This window comes from Streptomyces zingiberis, from assembly GCF_012034935.1.
GTDB lineage: Bacteria > Actinomycetota > Actinomycetes > Streptomycetales > Streptomycetaceae > Streptomyces > Streptomyces zingiberis.
This window is the reverse complement of record NZ_JAATEN010000004.1, coordinates 122,631-138,148: the sequence shown is the minus strand read 5'-3', so window position 1 is coordinate 138,148 and position 15,518 is coordinate 122,631. Positions and strand designations below refer to the sequence as shown.

General features: G+C 75.5%; 10 protein-coding genes and 3 pseudogenes. 2 read left to right on the top strand and 11 right to left on the bottom strand.

What is annotated here, in order from left to right; translation table 11 throughout:
* Positions 1-18: 18 nt before the first annotated feature.
* The 5 genes and pseudogenes from HCK00_RS28805 to HCK00_RS06595 all read right to left on the bottom strand — a co-directional run.
* Positions 19-921, bottom strand: a pseudogene (locus HCK00_RS28805) (XdhC family protein); the annotation flags it as partial.
* A gap of 507 nt (positions 922-1,428) precedes the next feature.
* Positions 1,429-1,647: pseudogene (locus tag HCK00_RS28800) on the bottom strand (XdhC family protein); the annotation flags it as partial.
* Positions 1,648-1,980: 333 nt separating this feature from the next.
* Positions 1,981-2,619 carry a hypothetical protein gene (locus tag HCK00_RS06605; RefSeq protein ID WP_168100835.1) on the bottom strand — a complete coding sequence of 213 codons (639 nt, stop codon included), beginning with the start codon at positions 2,617-2,619 and terminating at the stop codon, positions 1,981-1,983.
* A 266-nt stretch (positions 2,620-2,885) separates the two neighbouring features.
* A complete protein-coding gene (locus HCK00_RS06600) occupies positions 2,886-4,064 on the bottom strand; it encodes an FAD-dependent monooxygenase (protein WP_311765194.1) in 1,179 nt (392 codons plus the stop codon).
* 640 nt (positions 4,065-4,704) lie between these two features.
* On the bottom strand, positions 4,705-5,595 hold the full coding sequence (locus HCK00_RS06595; protein WP_168100833.1) for an SDR family NAD(P)-dependent oxidoreductase: 891 nt from the start codon (positions 5,593-5,595) through the stop codon (positions 4,705-4,707).
* Between the two features lie 136 nt (positions 5,596-5,731).
* Between HCK00_RS06595 and HCK00_RS06590 the strand changes: the two genes are divergently transcribed.
* Positions 5,732-6,589: a helix-turn-helix transcriptional regulator gene (locus HCK00_RS06590; protein WP_168100832.1), complete on the top strand. Its 858-nt coding sequence runs from the start codon at positions 5,732-5,734 to the stop codon at positions 6,587-6,589.
* An 8-nt stretch (positions 6,590-6,597) separates the two neighbouring features.
* Here HCK00_RS06590 and HCK00_RS06585 read toward each other — a convergent pair whose 3' ends face one another.
* The 3 genes and pseudogenes from HCK00_RS06585 to HCK00_RS06575 form a co-directional block, all read right to left on the bottom strand.
* Complete coding sequence (locus tag HCK00_RS06585) at positions 6,598-6,816, bottom strand: hypothetical protein (protein WP_168100831.1); 219 nt, start codon at positions 6,814-6,816, stop codon at positions 6,598-6,600.
* Positions 6,817-6,997: 181 nt separating this feature from the next.
* Complete coding sequence (locus HCK00_RS06580; protein ID WP_311765179.1) at positions 6,998-8,509, bottom strand: pyridoxal phosphate-dependent aminotransferase; 1,512 nt, start codon at positions 8,507-8,509, stop codon at positions 6,998-7,000.
* Between the two features lie 575 nt (positions 8,510-9,084).
* Positions 9,085-9,351 (bottom strand): annotated as a pseudogene (locus HCK00_RS06575) (YdcF family protein); the annotation flags it as partial.
* Positions 9,352-9,608: 257 nt separating this feature from the next.
* On the opposite strand from HCK00_RS06575, the gene HCK00_RS06570 reads away from it, so the two are divergent.
* On the top strand, positions 9,609-10,526 hold the full coding sequence (locus tag HCK00_RS06570) for an SDR family oxidoreductase (protein WP_375781924.1): 918 nt from the start codon (positions 9,609-9,611) through the stop codon (positions 10,524-10,526).
* Positions 10,527-10,754: 228 nt separating this feature from the next.
* Here the strand turns inward: HCK00_RS06570 and HCK00_RS06565 are convergent, their stop codons facing one another.
* From HCK00_RS06565 to HCK00_RS06555, 3 genes are all read right to left on the bottom strand, one after another.
* Complete coding sequence (locus HCK00_RS06565) at positions 10,755-11,630, bottom strand: universal stress protein (protein ID WP_168100829.1); 876 nt, start codon at positions 11,628-11,630, stop codon at positions 10,755-10,757.
* An 84-nt stretch (positions 11,631-11,714) separates the two neighbouring features.
* Complete coding sequence (locus HCK00_RS06560; RefSeq protein WP_240965315.1) at positions 11,715-14,453, bottom strand: glycoside hydrolase family 65 protein; 2,739 nt, start codon at positions 14,451-14,453, stop codon at positions 11,715-11,717.
* Positions 14,450-15,349: an HAD family hydrolase gene (locus HCK00_RS06555; protein WP_168101037.1), complete on the bottom strand. Its 900-nt coding sequence runs from the start codon at positions 15,347-15,349 to the stop codon at positions 14,450-14,452. The genes HCK00_RS06560 and HCK00_RS06555 overlap by 4 nt, the downstream gene beginning before the upstream one ends.
* Positions 15,350-15,518 lie beyond the last annotated feature (169 nt).

Genomic DNA, 15,518 nt, shown 5'->3' with positions numbered 1-15,518 from the left:
GTTCTTCACTCGTTCGGATCAGTGGGTGGAGCGGTGCGGAGGGGCTGCGGGCTGCCGGACGACCGGGGTGCGCGGTGCCGCCGAGGCGGCCGGAGGGGCCGGGGTGGCGGCCACGGCCGCCGGTGGGTGGAGGCTGCCGGTCAGGGTGGCGAGGCGGGCCCCGGTGGCTCCCGTGCGGTGGGCGATCAGCTCGGCGGCGACACTCACCGCCGTCTCCTCCGGGGTGAGCGCGCCCAGGTCCAGGCCGAGGGGCGAGGAGAGCCGGGCGAGTTGGTGCTCGGTGAGCCCGGCCGCGCGCAGCCGCGCCAGCCGGTCGTGGTGGGTGCGGCGGGAGCCCATCGCGCCGACGTGGCCCAGCTCCAGCCGGAGGGCCACCGCCAGGGCCGGTACGTCGGTGCGGGGGTCGTGGGTGAGGACGCAGACCGCCGTGCGCCCGTCCAGCCGCCCGGCCGCCGCCTCCTCGCCCAGGTACCGGTCCGGGCGGGCGGTGACGACCTCGTGCGCGCCGGGGAAGCGGCGGCGGGTGGCGAAGGCCGCGCGGGGGTCGCAGACCGTGACGCGGTGGCCGAGGAAGACCCCGAGACGGGCCAGGGCCGCGGCGTGCCCGGCGGCACCGACGACGATCAGCCGGGGAGGCGCCGGATGGACGCTGACGAACAGACGCGGCGCGCCGCCCGGCCGGGCGTCGGCGGGATCCCCGTGGCGGGGGAGGCCGCCGGACTCCGGCCGCGCCGCCGCGCCACCGGCGGGTGCGGAGCTGCCGTCGCCCCCCGGCCCGGGGGCCGCGTCCCCGTCGAGCGGGAAGGTGCCGTCGCGCCCGGCCGCCAGCAGTTCGCGGGCGCGGCGGGCCGCTTCGGCGTCGAGGGCGGGCGCGCCGAGCGTGCCGGCGACCCGGCCGGGGCGGACCAGGAGGTGACGGCCGGGGGCCGGTTCTTCCGCCTGGCCAGGCGCTCTCCGGCCGCCGGTGCTCCTGCTGCCGGCCGTCCGGCCACGGGCCGTCCCGTCACCGGCCGGGGAGGCACCGGCAATTCCGTCGCCGACTCTTCTGCCACCGGCCGTGCCGCCACTGCCCGGGGAGCCACCGGCCGTCCCGCCGGCGGGCATCCCGCCGCAGCCCGGGGAGCGACCGCCCGTCCCGCCGGCGGGCACGCCACCGCCCCTGGGATCACCGGCCGTCCCGCCACCCGTCCCCCCGTCCCGGGCCGGGAAGCCCTGGGGACTCCCGCCGGCAGACGGCCCGTCACCGGGGGGCGCCACGGAGGTCACCAGGGCGACCGGTTCCCCGGCCCGGAGCGCGGCGGCCAGGTGGGGCAGTTCGGGGAAGGTGGCGCGGTCGACCCGCTCCACGAGGATCTCGACCGTGCCGCCGCAGGTCAGGCCGATGCCGAACAGCCCTTCGCCGCCCGGGTCGGGGGCGTAGGACACCAGGCGCGGCGGGGCGCCGCCGGCCGCCTCCAGCGCGAGGGCGTGGACATCGGCCTCCACGCAGCCGCCGGAGACGCCGCCGGAGACCGATCCGTCCGGGCCGGCCAGCAGCACCGACCCCGGCCGCAGCGGGGCGGAGCCCCGGACGGCGGTGACGGTGGCCATGCCGACCGGCTCGCCGGCGTGCCACCAGCGCTCCAGTTCCTCCAGTACGTCCCGCACGGCCGCGCTCCCTTCGGCTCGTCCCGGCCACCCACCGGCACCCGTCCGGCGAGAGACGGCGGGTGGGCCGCCACCACCGGGTGCGGCCCACCCGCCGAAGGGCGCGCCGGCGTCCTGTGCGGCGGGAGGGCCTCCCCATCTGACCCCGGGCCGGTGACCGGCGGCGCGGCCGACACGCGGTGGAGTGGCCACGCGAGAGCCGTCCGGGTGCAGTCCCGGCGCAGGGCCGGCCGCCCCGGCGCCTGAACCCGCGCCGGGTACGGGCCCCGGTGCGGGCGGGGAGCGCTCGGCAGCGGGCCGGACCGGAGGGGCCCACCCCGCCGGTGCGGGCGTTCAGGCCCCTGGCGCGGGCGAGGCCCCTGCCGTCCTGACCGTCGTGGTCACCCGGACCAGCGCCGGGGCTCGCGGGACGGAGCCGAAGCCGAAGCGGACCGGCGGGTCCACGGGGGCGAGCGCGCCCAGGTCCTCGTCCGCGAAGCGGGCGGTGGCGGCCGTGACGGGCCGCAGGTCCCGCGCCCCGTACCACTCGCGGGTGCCGGGCGCCGCGCCGCCCCGGGTCCGCACGCCGCGCAGCAGGCGGGCGGGCCCGTCGGTGAGGGCCGCCCAGGCGGGGCGGGCGGCGAGCGGGCCGGGCACGGAGCGCAGCAGCAGGCCGAGCGGGCCGCGCCGTCCGGTGGTGAAGCGCAGCCGCAGCGGTCCGGCGGTGACGCTCCACACCGGCCCGGCGACGGCGACGGCCACCGGGGTGACGGTGGTGGCGTCGAACACGTAGACACCGGCGACGAATTCGGCGACCCGGCGGGTCGGGGCGAGCAGCAGCCGCCGGCCGTCCGGCCGTTCCAGCATCACGTCGCTGAACGGGCCGAACGGCGAGCGGGGCCAGTGCCCGAGCACCAGCCGGGTGCCGGAGGCGGTGCCCAATCCGGCGATCCATCCGTCGAACCGCAGTCTCTCCCCCGTCTCGCGCGCCATGGCGTCAGCCGAGCCGGGGGAAGGCGCCGGGACCGGCGCCGCGGGCACCGGCGGGGTGGGGTCCTGGCATCTCCTGGGACGGTCGCACGGCTCATCGCCTCCTGATTCCGGGGGCCGGGGCGGGTGCGGTGGCGCACCGGGAGGCGCCCGCGGCCTTGTCCACCGGTTGACACGGACGGCGCCCGTTCAAACCCGTTCCGTGCGGGGGCGGCGCCCATTGCGGCAGGAGGAGGGTGCCGGGGCCGGTGGGACGGCCCCGGCGGTTCTCAGGGGCGTTCGGCGAGCGCGGCCATGGTGCGGGCGATCAGACCGGGGGCGTCGGCGTCCCGGTCACCGTTCATCAGCCACTCCCCCAGCTGCACGGAGGCCTCCACGACGCGGCGGACGCGCGCGAAGCGGCGGTCGCGGTAGGCGGTGAGCAGCGCGTCGAGCCCGCCGGTGCCGCTGCCGGGCGCGGTGAGGAGTTCGGCGAGGACGAGGGCGTCCTCCAGGGACATCGCGGCGCCCTGGGCGAGGGTGGGCGGGCAGGCGTGCGCGGCGTCCCCGGCCAGCACGACGCGGCCACGGTGCCAGTCGCCCGCCACCAGCAGCCGGTGGAACCAGGTGTAGTGGATCCGCGCAGGGTCGGTCAGGTGTTCGCGGATCTCCGTCCAGGCGCCGCCGTAGCCGGCCGCGAGGCGCCGCATCTCCTCGGCGGCCCGGGCGGGGTCGAGGGTGCCGGGGTCGCGGCTGGGCTCGACGAGGTAGGCGTAGAGGGAGTCCTTGCCGGTGGGGCAGTAGCCCGCGATCCAGCAGGGCCCGCCGTAGCTGAGGTCGGTGCGCTCCACGGCTGCGGGGCGCGGGGCGGCGGAGCGCCAGATGCCCATGCCCGTCGGCACGGGCCGGTCGGGGACGCCGATCAGCTCGCGGGTCGGGGAGTGCAGGCCGTCGGCGGCCACCACGAGGTCGTAACGGCCCGTCGTGCCGTCGGCGAGGCGGACGTCCACGCCGGTGGCGTCCTGGCCGAGGGCGGTGACGGTGGTGCCGAGCCGGATCCGGGCGCCCGAGGCGCGGACGGCGTCCACCAGGATCCGGTGGAGGGCGGGGCGCTCGATGCCCAGGGTGGCGGGCAGGTCCTCGCCGCCGGTGCGCAGGTCGCGCATCACGTGGAGCACGGTGCCGTCGGGGGCCGTCAGCCCGAGGGTGTCGAAGCCGGACCCCTCCTCGCGGACGCGTTCCCAGACGCCGAGTTCGGCCAGCACGCGCAGCGCGTTGCCCTGCAAGGTGATGCCGGAGCCCGCCCCGGCGTGCCAGTCCGGGTCGGCCTCGACCAGATCGACGGCGACGCCGGCGCGGGCCAGCAGCACGGCGAGAGCCGTACCGGCGCTGCCGCCACCGATGACCAGGACGGAGCGGACGGCGCCGGGGGCCGTTCCCCGGGCGTCCGCCGTCCCCGCCGCCCCCACGGGCTCCGCGGTGACGGCGGGCGCGGGGTGACCGGCCGTCGGCGGCCCTTCCCCGGCGGAGGCCGGCGTCTGCGGTCTGTCCGGAGTGTCACGTGCACCGGTCACGTCCGGCGCCTCCGTCCCGTCCGTGGCGCTCGGCGGGTTCGGTGTGTCAGGTGTGTTCGCTGTGCCGGGCGGGTTCGGTGTGTGCATGGGCGGCTCCCCTCCGCTGGGCCCCGGGCGCGGTCCCCGGCCCGCGGCCGGGGCCGCCCGGGCCCCTCCGGGGCGGGCGGTGCGGGCCCGGCGACCGCACCAAGATCGCATATGACGCCCCCGGCGGGAGCGGCGGGAGGCCGCCGCCCTGTCGGCCTCGGGTCTCCCCCGTGCGCTCACCGCTTTCGCCCCGGTCTCCCGGCCGGTTCGGCCCGTCCGGCCCGGGTCTCCCAGAACACGCGCTCATCCGCCTGGAGCAGCCGTCCGTGGTGGCGCGTCACGCGCCGGTCGAAGCGGTGCCCGGCGTCGGGCCCGGACCGCACAACGGCGAGCGCCTGTTCGGTGACCTCCGCGGCACCGGGCCGGCGAAGAGGGGGAGCCCGTGATCAGGGCAACCCTGTTGCCGAGGTCGGTCATCACGATCTCCGTGGCGGACCGGTGCCGTTGATCAGGGACGGAAGTCGAACTCGGGTCCGATGATGTCGATCGTGGCGTCCCACAGGGCGGCGGCCGACTTGTCCTTGCGTGCGGCCCGCGAGGGCTTGCGCACCTTCGGAAAACCCCGGATGCTCCCGAACCCGTCGGGCCCCACGTAGGCGTTGGGGGCCACGTCCTGGGTGGCGGCGTACAAGGTGGGCAGTCCGCCGTTGTCAGCCTCGTTCAGCAGCGGCCGGGCCAGGCCGTTGAGCCACCCGGAAACCCCGCCGACGTGGCTCACCAGGCCGGTCTTGGCGATTCCGGGGTGAGCGATCACCGAGCGCACCGGACTGTGGGCCGCTTCCAGCCGGCGCTGGAGTTCGTGGGAGAAGAGCAGGAGGTCCAGCTTGGAGTCGCAGTAGGCGAACCACGGGTTGTACCTGCGGTTCAGGCCGTTGAGGTCCTCGGCCCGCATCCGGCCCATCCGGTGCAGCTGCGAGGAGATGCTCACCACCCGGTCGCCGATGTGCGGCAGCAGCGTGTTGGTCAGGGCGAAGGGCCCGAAGTAGTTCGTGGCCATCTGGCTCTCCAGGCCGTCGCCGGTATGCGCCTCGGGCACCATCATGATGCCGGCGTTGTTGATCAGGACGTCCAGCGGTCCGGACCACGCCCGGGTGAACTCCCGGATCGATGCCAGGCTGGACACGTCCAGCTCGCGTACCTCGATCTGCCCCCGGACCGGACCCAGTGACCGCGCGGCCCGCTCCCCCTTGGCCGGGTCCCGCACGGCCATCACCACACCGGCGCCCGCCCGCGCCAGCTCCCGGGTGGCCACCAGACCGATACCACCGGCGGCGCCGGTGATCAGATACGTCCTCCCGCTCTGGTCCGGAACATCCGCCAGGGTCCACTTCTTACTCATGGCCACTACTTTCCGTCGCTGCGATGACCTTTCCGGAATGGACGCTAGGTGACCGGCAGCTCGTGAGGAACGGCCTGCTTTTCCACTGAACGCCATACAGTGGATGCCGGAGCGGCGCGGGTTGCAGACTTGCCGCATGGAAAGCTCTGCTCTGGCTCACTTCTTGCGGGCGCGCCGCGAAAGCCTTCAGCCCGAAGACCTCGGCCTTCCGCGGGGCGAGCGGCGCCGCACCGCGGGACTGCGCCGCGAAGAGGTCGCAGCAACCGTGGGCATGTCGACCGACTACTACTCCAGACTGGAGCGTGGAGACGGCCACCAGCCCTCGGAGCAGATGCTCGCCGCGCTCGCGCGAGGGCTGCGGCTGTCACTGGCCGAGCGCGACCATCTCTTCCAGATGGCCGGCTACGGCAAACCACAGCGCATGGCACGCACCGACCACGTCGACGCCGGACTCATGCGCATCGTCGACCGACTCGTCGACACCCCCGCGACCGTGGTGAACGCGCTGGGCGAGACCCTGCTGCAGACCCCGCTGGGAACAGCCCTTCTGGGCGACCAGACGCGTTTCCAGGGACTGTCCCGCAGCAGCATCTACCGGTGGTTCACCGATCCGGACGAGCAGCGCGTCTACCGGCCCCGAGACCGGGACCGGCACGCACGTATCCTGGTCTCGCATCTGCGCCATGAACTCACTCACGGCCTGCGGCGCTCTCGTGCTGCCGAGATCGTGCAGGCCCTGACGGGCAACAGTTCCGATTTCGACCGGCTTTGGCAGGAGCATCCGGTCGGATGGCGCTACAGCGAGCAGAAGATCCTGGTGCACCCGGAAGTGGGCGAACTGCACCTGCACTGCCAGACCCTGCTGGATCCCGAGCAGACCCAGACACTCCTGGTCTTCACCGCCGCACCCGGCAGCGAAAGTCACGACAAGTTGCAGCTGCTGGCGGTGATCGGCGCACAGAAACTCAACACCCCTTCGAGACAGAATCTTTGAAAGGGCGCTCACCCCCCCTGTCGCCGCCGGACCCTCCGAGAAACGGAGACGACGATCTCCCGCTGTTCGCGGACGGAAGGCCCCAGGGCCGACGGCGGCGCGGCACCCTCGCCGACCAGCAGGACGAACCGGTCGACGCGAGGGGTCAGAGCTGGCCGCGCGGCCATCCGCGCGGCTTCCTCCAGCACCTCGTCCGCGGTACGGACGGACCGGGCGGACCGGGCCACGGTGCGTGCGTCCTGTGCCGGCCGGGTCACTTCAGCGGTTGCTCATGTCAGGCTCATGTCTCACGAACGGTTCTGCACGGTGGACCTTGCCTCCCGGGCCCCGGCCGCCCGGGTGCCGGGCGCTGACCGCCGGAGGCCAGGGCGGCCGGTACGGCGGGGCCGGAGCCGGTGCCGGTGCCGGTCAGGAGACGGCGGCCGGCACGGGCAGCGCGGCCACCGCGGGCGCCTGCGGTGGCCGGGGCGCGGCGGCCGGGACCGGGGCCGGCGGCTGGACGGGCTGCTGGGCCGGCTGCGGCGGGTGGAGGGGGGCCGGCCGCGTCCCGTAGAGGCAGGTGCGCAACGCGGCCACCAGTCTCTCCACGTCGGCGTGCGGCCGGACGACGAGCCGGAGGAAGCGGCTGCTGCTGCCCAGCTTGTTGCCGCACTCGCGGACGTAGAGTCCGTACTCGGTGAGCAGCCGGTCGCGCAGGGCGGCCCCGTCCACCCCGTTCGGCAGCTTGACCAGCAGGAAATTGCCCTGGGAGAGGAAGACCACCAGCTCCGGCAGGGCGGCCAGGGCCATCGCCATGTTGGCGCGGTCGGCGGCGAGCATGGTGAGGCTCTGCTGGTACTCGGCGCCGTACTCCTTGAGCATGAAGACGACGGTCTCCGCGAAGGCGTTGAGGTTCCACTTGGGCAGGGCGTTCCGGACGGTGGCGGCGAGCGCCGGGTTGGCGACGCAGTAGCCGAAGCGGATGCCGTGCAGCCCGAAGTTCTTACCCAGGCTCTTGAGCACGATGACGTTGGGGCGGATGGCCGCCTCGTCGGCGACCGAGGGGGCCCGCTCGGCGTCGACGAAGTCGATGAACGACTCGTCGATCACCACCAGGTCGAGATCGGCCAGCTCGTCCAGGAGCCAGACGATCTGGCTGCGCCGCAGGTAGCCGCCGTCGGGGTTGTTGGGGTTGCAGACCACGGCCACCCGGGAGCCCCGGCGGCGGATGAAGCGGACGTACTCCTGGAGGTCGAGCGCGAAATCCTGCTCCTCGCGGAGCGGGAACATGTCCACCCGCTTGCCGGTCTCCATCGGCTGGTCCGTCCAGCGCCCGAAGGTGGGGATGGGCACCGCCAGGCTCTCCTTGACGAGGAGATGGTCGATCCAGGTGATCAGCTCGGTGGAGCCGTTGCCCATGGCGACGGTCTGCGGGTTCAGGCCGAGGACCGTGCAGAGTTCGGCGGTGACCGTGTCGGCGTCGCTCGGGTAGTACTTGAGGATGGTCTCCAGGGAGTCCCGCAGCCGGCCGAACATGTGCGGGGTCGGGAAGTACGGGTTGCAGGGGATGCAGAAGTCCAGCCGCTGCTGCGTGGCGGCCGGCGGCTGGGGCGCGGCGCCGTTGCCGTAGGGCGCCACGGGGCCGAGCGCGGGCGGCACGGGGGCGGCCACCCGGCCGGACCCCTCGGCCTGCCGCACCGGGGCCGGGGTCACCGGCCCGGGCCCCCCGGCCGCGCCGCCGGGGGTGCCGCCCTGAGGTCCGGCCTGGGGTCCGGCCTGGGGTCCGCCCTGGGGACCGCCGTTCACGGCCCCGGGAAGCCCGCCGGGGAGGGCGCCGGCCGCGCCACCGGACGTGCCTCCTCCGGAGATGCGGTTGAGCATGGCCCAGGACGGGCTGTGGGCGGTACTGCGCAGCACTCCGGTATCGAGCGGTTGGGACACGGCGGGGTGCTCCTTGTCGGTCTCGGGTCGGTCTCGGAGTTCGGGGTCGGGGCCCGGAGTTCGGGTCGGGCTCGGAGTCGGTCCCGGCGCGCCTCGTCCGGGACCCCGGCGAGGGTGGAGCACGTCCGTGACGACGAGATGACAGGGCGGGCGGCGGCCGCGGACAGGGCGGAGACGGCGGTGGATCGGGGGACGACGGCGGTCAGGACCTCCGGCGCGGCCGTGCGGTACACGGTCAAGCGATCCACCCTCCCCACCCCATGCGGCGGCCCACCCGCCTGCCCCTGTCTTACGGAGCCCTGTGGGGCGGTGTTCAGCCCTCCGGGCATCCGCGAACCGATGAGCCGAGGTGAGAGCGCTCTCACCCCACCCGCGCCCCGGAACCGGGCCCGGGGCCCGTCCGGGGCGTCGACGTCTCGGTGGAGACGCGGGGCGGTTGGGGCCGGACAGCGCGGCCGGGGGGCGCGTCAGGTGCCAGAGGCCGACGGTGCTCCCGCACCGCACGCAGCAGTTCACCTGCCTGCCCCCGCGGACGTGCGGGGCCCGCACATCACGGCCCGCCGGGGGCAGGTAGGTCACGAGGTGATGAGGCGGCTGGTGAAGCCGTCGCGGATGAGGGATTCGTACGCGGCGTGCACATCCTCCGGGGCCTCCTGCTCGACGGCGAATCCGAGCTTCGGATACTCGATGACCCGCTGGAGGTCGCCGACGAGCATGTCGAGGACGAGCATCTCGTCGCCGATGGATCTCAGATAGTCGGCAAACTCCCGCGGGTCCGACGCGCAGAGGATCTCGGCGTCGGGCCACAGCTTGCGGGCGGTCGCGAACGAGCGCCGTTCCACAAGGGAGCACGTCAAGGGCATCTCCCGCACACATCCCGGCGGTTCGACGGAGGAGTCGGCCGCCCGGTGGCCGGCCCGGCGGGAATCCACGCTGCGTGAGGGGCACCACGGTGCCCACCGACGGCAGGTCGGGGCCGGGCCGCCCGGGTGGACGAACCCGACGTCTCCACAACGCCGATCCAGGAGCTGACGTGGGCGGAGTGGCCACCCCCGGGCGGGCGAATCGGCGGTTTCCGCCCCTGGTGGCAGGGCACCCGATGGCCACCGATTCGCACGAGAACAGGCAGGCCCGGATGAGCGAGCAGCAGCAGAACCCCGTGACGCAGCACCCGCAGCCGGAGTTCGAGCAGCAGGACCAGCAGCACCCCGGTCACACGGAGGAGATGCGGCCCGAGCCGGACCACGGCGAGTCCTCGTACCGCGGCAGCGGCAAGCTGGAGGGGCGGCGGACGGTGATCACCGGCGGCGACTCGGGCATCGGCCGGGCGGTCGCCCTGGCCTACGCCCGCGAAGGCGCCGATGTCCTCTTCACCTATCTGGAGGCGGAGGAGAAGGACGCCCGCGAGACGGTCCGGCTGGTCGAGGACGCCGGACGGCGCGCGGTCGCCGTGCCCTGCGACATCCGCGAGGAGGCGGCCTGCCAGGCGCTGATCGACCGGGCGGTGGAGGAGTTCGGCCGGATCGACGTCCTGGTGATCAACGCCGCGTACCAGATGTCGCAGCCGGACAGCATCGAGGGCATCACCACCGAGCAGTTCGACCGCACCCTGCGCACCAACCTGTACGGCATGTTCTGGCTGTCGAAGATGGCGCTGCCGCACATCCCCGAGGGCGGCTCCATCATCAACACCACCTCCGTGCAGGCGTACAAGCCGAGCCCGCACCTGCTGGACTACGCGACCACGAAGGGCGCGATCGTCACCTTCACCCAGGGGCTCGCGCAGTACCTCGCGGACCGCGGCATCCGCGTCAACGCCGTCGCCCCCGGCCCGGTGTGGACGCCGCTGATCCCGGCGACGATGCCGGACACCGAGGAGTTCGGGAAGCAGTCGCCGCTCGGACGCCCGGCGCAGCCCGCGGAGATGGCCCCGGCGTATGTCTTCCTCGCCTCGCAGGAGGCGAGCTTCATCACGGCGGAGATCGTCAACGCCACGGGCGGCACCCCGCTGCCGTAGCGCTTCCGCTCACTCTTCCTGGTTCCGGTCCCTCGGCGCTGCCCGCCGCGGGCCGGAGCCGTGTCACGGGGCGGCGCGCCGTTTCCGGCAGGCGCGCGCGGCACGCGCGCTCGCCGCTCGCCGCGCCATCCCCGCGCGGATCTCTTCGACGACACCTCGTCATGTCGACATGTAGTCTCCGGCGCGGGGGCCACACCGGCCCCGCCGGCCCGTCGGCCCGTCGCCCCGTCAGTCGTGGCTGACCACCGCCACCGGGCAGCAGGCGTGATGGAGCGTCGCGTGGGCCACGGGGCCCAGGTGGCCCCGGCCGGGGCGGCGACGGCGGCCGACCACCACCAGGCCCGCCCGGCCCGAGGCCGTCAGCAGCACCTCGGCCGCGGCGCCGATCTCCACCTGTTCGACCACCTCCACCTGCGGGTACCGCTCCCGCCAGGGCCGCAGCGCGGTGTGGAGCTGCTGCTTCTCGTGGGCCTCGATGCCACCGGCCTCGTCGGCCAGTTCCATCGCCGCCGGGCTGTAGTTGAACACCGTGGGCAGCGCCCAGGCCCGGACCGCGTGGATCCGCATCCCGTTGGCCGCGGCGTGCGCGAAGGCGAAGGCGAGGACGGGCTCGCCGGTCGCGGTCAGATTCTCCAGCCCCACGACGACCTCGCTGCGCCCGGGCGGCGCGGGCCGGTCGCTGCCGTCCTGGGCGGGGCGGACCATCACCACCGGGCTCGCGGCCCGGCCCAGCACCTGGAGACCGACCGAGCCGAGCAGGAACCCCATCAGCCGGCCGTGGCCCCGGGTGCCGAGGACGAGCATCTCGGCGTCCTCGCTCCGCGCCAGCAGCGCCGTCACCGCGGGCGCGGGCGGCTGTTCGGCCGTCAGCTCCAGCCGTGGATGGCGCTCGCGGAGGGCGCCGGCGGCCTCGTGGAGCAGCCGGCCGGCCGCCTCCCGCTGGGCCTCGGTGTCCTGGGTGACGGGCAGGTCCAGCGGTTCCCAGCTCCAGGCGTGCACCAGGGTCAGCGGCAGCTCGCGGCGGAGCGCCTCCCGGGCGGCCCAGTCGGCGGCCGCGGAACCGGCCCGGGTGCCGTCGATTCCGGCCACGACGGGTCGGGGCATGGCAGGTCACCTCACGTGTCCGAGGGAAGGGGGCGGATGGGGGGACACCCCGCCGGGTGCGCCCGGCGGGGGTCGGTGGGACGGTCACGGCTCCGCCTCCGTGCCCCCGGTGAGCTCCAGCGCGCAGGACTCGCCGGGGCGGAGCGTGACGGTGCGGTCCGGGAGCACGAGCCGGACGGGCGGCTCGTCCGAGGCGGGCACGTCCACCCGGAGCCGGCCCGCGCTCAGCCGCATCGCCAGCCCCCAGTGGCCGTGGTAGCGGACGGTGAAGCAGTACTCGGAGAGCTCGGGCAGCGGCGCGGGGTCCAGCACCAGCGCGTCGGCGCGCGGGTCGAGGCCCGTCAGGCCGCGCTGGACGAGGTCGAGGGTGCCGGCCATGGCGCCGAGGTGGATGCCCTCCGCGGTGGTGCCGCCCTGGAGGTCGGCGACGTCGCTGTCCAGCGCGTCGAGGCAGAACCGCCAGGCGTCGGCGCGGTGCACCCGGGCCAGCACCCAGCCGTGTACGAGTCCGCTGAGGGTGGAGCCGTGCGAGGTGCGGCGCAGGTAGTGGTCGACGGTGCGGCGCCAGGTGGCGTCGTCGAGCCGGTAGCCCAGGCGGCGGAAGACACCGGCCAGTTCGGCGGGCGGAAAGAGGTAGCCGAGCATCAGGACGTCGGCCTGTTTGGACGCCTGGTAGCGGTTGGCGCTGTCGCCCTCGGCCTCCAGGATGCGGTCGAGGCGGCGGATGGAGCCGTAGCGCCGGCGGTAGCCGTCCCAGTCCAGTTCGGCCAGGTCGCCGTAGCCCTCGAACTGGCTGATGACACCGGCGTGGAAGGGCACGTGCAGCCGCCGGGAGACCTCCTCCCAGCGCTCGGGCTCGCCGGGGTCGGTGCCGGTCTGCTCGAACAGCTCGCGGCGGCGCGGCTCGGGCAGCGCGCGGACCACCTCCAGGGCGCGGGCCAGCACCCAGGCGGCGGTGACGTTGGTGTACGCGTTGTCGTCCACTCCGGGGACGGCCGCCCCCGGGTAGGCCTCGTGGTACTCGTCGGGGCCGACGACGGCGCGGATCCGGTAGCGGCCCAGCGCCGGGTCGAACGCGGCGCGGCTCGCCCAGAAGCGGGCGATCTGCGTCAGCGTCTCGGCCCCCTTGGTGTGGAGGTAGCCGGTGTCGCCGGTGGCCTCGCAGTAGTGCCACACGTTGTACGCGATCGCGGAGCCCACATGGTGCTGGAGGCGGGAGTGGTCGGGCAGCCAGCGCCCGGAGCGGGGATTGAGATGGAGTTCCTGGGTCTCCTCCCGGCCGTCGCCGGCGCTCTGCCAGGGGAACATCGCGCCGGCCAGCCCGGCCTCGCGCGCGGCGCGGCAGGCGCGGCCGAGGCGCCGGTGACGGTATTCGAGCAGGGCGCGGGAGACCTCCGGGAAGTGGAGGTTGAGGTAGGGCAGCACGAACAGCTCGTCCCAGAAGACGTGGCCCCGGTACGCCTCCCCGTGCAGCCCCCGCGCGGGGACGCCGACGTCGAGTCCGGCGGTGTGCGGGGAGAGGGTCTGCAGCACGTGGAAGAGGTGGAACCGCAGGATGCGCCCGGCCTCGCCGGGAACGTCGAGTTCGGCGTGCTCCCACAGCGCGCGCCAGGCGCGGCGGTGGGAGCCGAGGAGTTCGGCGTAGCCGGGCGCGTGGGCGGCCCGGTCCGTGGCGGCCTCGAGGGGGTCGCCGATCGCGGGGTCGCGGGAGGTGTGCAGGGCGACGGTCTTGTCGACGGTGACGGGCTCGCCGGGCGCGGCGGGGAGCAGCAGGAGCCGGGCGATGCGCGGGCCGTCCGTCTCGGTACGGCCGGTGGTTCGGGGCGGGGCGCTGCCGCCGGGCTCGGTGGCGGTGCCGGGCTCGGTGGCACAGGCCGGGGTGGCGGTGGTGCGGGCGGCGGTGGCGGTGGTGCGGGCGGCGAGGCCGATGCCGATGTCGGAGTGGCTGGTACGGCAGTGGAGCCAGATGAGGCCGTCCGGGGCATCCGGGGGCTCCGAGGCATCCCCGGCTTCCGAGGTCTCCGGTTCGCCGGGCGTGTCCGGGCCGCCTGGGGCTCCCGGGCCGGGGCTCCGCGTCGGGCCGCCGTCTCCGGTTGGGCCGTCGCTTCCGCCGGGGCCGGTGGTTCCGGTGGTGACCCCGGTGAGGTGGCGGCCGGCGAGGTCGCGGTAGCGGGCCACGCCGGCGTTGACGATCCCGCCGTCGAGCGCGGACTCCACCTCGATCACCCCGGACCAGTTCTCCGGTTCGAGCACGGTGCGCAACACCGCGAGGTGCGGGTCGCCCATGTGGAGGAAGCGCGTCTGCTCGACGCGGACCCGGCGGCCGGCCGCGTCCTCGTAGCGGACGTGGCGGGTGAGCGTGCCGGTGTGCAGGTCGAGGATCCGGCGGTGGTGGAGGATCTGGGCGGTCTCCGGGGTCAGCCACGGCGTGGCCGGCGCCGCGTCCCCCGTCCGCCGGTCCTCCGCCGCGCCGCCGCGGTCCGGGCCGGTGCCGTCCGCCGCGCCGTCGTCCGGGCCGGTGCCGTTCGCGCCGCCGCCGGACGGGGCGTCGCCGGACGGGCCGTCGTGGGGGCGGAAGCGGAGTGGCAGCCAGTTCGGGAGATTGACGAGGTCCTCGTTCTCGACGCGGCGCCCGGCCACCGTGGAGGTGAGCCGGTTGTAGCAGCCGGCGGCGTAGGTCCCCGGGTAGTGCACGTCGTCGGCGGCGCACTCGGGGAGGGCGCCGCGGGTGGCGGCGTAGCCGTTGCCGAGGGTGCAGAGCGCTTCGCGGAGGCGTTCCTCGGCGGGGTCGTACCCCTCGTACCGCCAGGTCCAGTCGGTCATGCGGGCCCCTCGGCGGTCGCGGGCCCGGCCGGGCCACCGTGGGTGCCCGCGTCGCCGGCACCGGGCGCCAGCAGGTCGGCGAGGTCCGCGACGACCAGGTCGGCGCCGTGGCGGAGCAGGTCGGCCGCCCGCCCCCCGCCGCCCGCCCCGCCGTCCCGGTCCGCCCGGCCCGTCCGGATCTCCCCGTCGTCCCGGTCGCCCGGGCCGGTCCCGTCCGCCCCCGTGCCGCCCTCCCTGCCGTCGGTCCGGTCGACGCCGACGACCAGGCCGAAGCCGCCGCGGCGGCCGGCCGCGACACCGGCCGTGGCGTCCTCGACGACGGCGCTCTCCCGCACGGGCACGCCCAGCCGGGCCGCGGCCTCCACGAAGAGCGCGGGATCGGGCTTGCCGGGGAGCCGGAGGCGGTCCGCCTCGCGCCCGTCGACCAGGGCGTCGAACAGTTCCCGCACCCCGGCGCTCTCCAGCAGCTCACCGGCGTGCCGGGAGGCGGACGCGGCGGCGCGCGGCACCCCCGCCCGGAGCAGCACCCGCAGCAGCCGCACCGTACCGGGATAGGCCGCGATGCCTCCGGCGCGCAGGCGTTCGACGAAAAGGTGGTCCTTGAGGGCGGCGACCGCCTGCACGGAGCCGGTGCCGGGCGGGTCCCCGGGCGCCCCCACGGGCAGCCGCAGCCCGCGGGAGGCGAGGAACGCGGCGGCGCCGTCGAGCCGGGCCCGGCCGTCCACATGGTGCCGGTAGTCGCCGTCCGGGTCGAACGGGCGGCGGTCGGCGGGCGCGGGCGGCGGATGCTCGCGCAGGCAGGTGTCGAAGGCGGCGCGCCAGGCGGCGGCGTGCAGCCGGGCCGAGTCGGTGATCACGCCGTCGGTGTCCAGCACCCAGGCCCGGACGGCCCGCACCTGCGGGGCGAGCCCTCCGGTCGCCTCACCCTCGCGCGGGGTGCGGTCCTCCGGGGCCCGCCCCGGGTACGTGCCGGCGCGATCGGCGCCGTCGGCGGGGTTCACGGCTTCCTCTCCTCCGGTCTCCTCAGCTCTCCTCAGCTCTCCGCGGGTCCTGCCGGGGCCCCCG

Coding starts and splice junctions, on each gene's coding strand:
- HCK00_RS06565 (WP_168100829.1), bottom strand. CDS start 11,630: ATGCCCCGACCCGTCGTGGCCGGAATCGACGGCACCCGGGCCGGTTCC.
- HCK00_RS06570 (WP_375781924.1), top strand. CDS start 9,609: ATGGCCACCGATTCGCACGAGAACAGGCAGGCCCGGATGAGCGAGCAG.
- HCK00_RS06605 (WP_168100835.1), bottom strand. CDS start 2,619: ATGGCGCGCGAGACGGGGGAGAGACTGCGGTTCGACGGATGGATCGCC.
- HCK00_RS06560 (WP_240965315.1), bottom strand. CDS start 14,453: ATGACCGACTGGACCTGGCGGTACGAGGGGTACGACCCCGCCGAGGAA.
- HCK00_RS06590 (WP_168100832.1), top strand. CDS start 5,732: ATGGAAAGCTCTGCTCTGGCTCACTTCTTGCGGGCGCGCCGCGAAAGC.
- HCK00_RS06595 (WP_168100833.1), bottom strand. CDS start 5,595: ATGAGTAAGAAGTGGACCCTGGCGGATGTTCCGGACCAGAGCGGGAGG.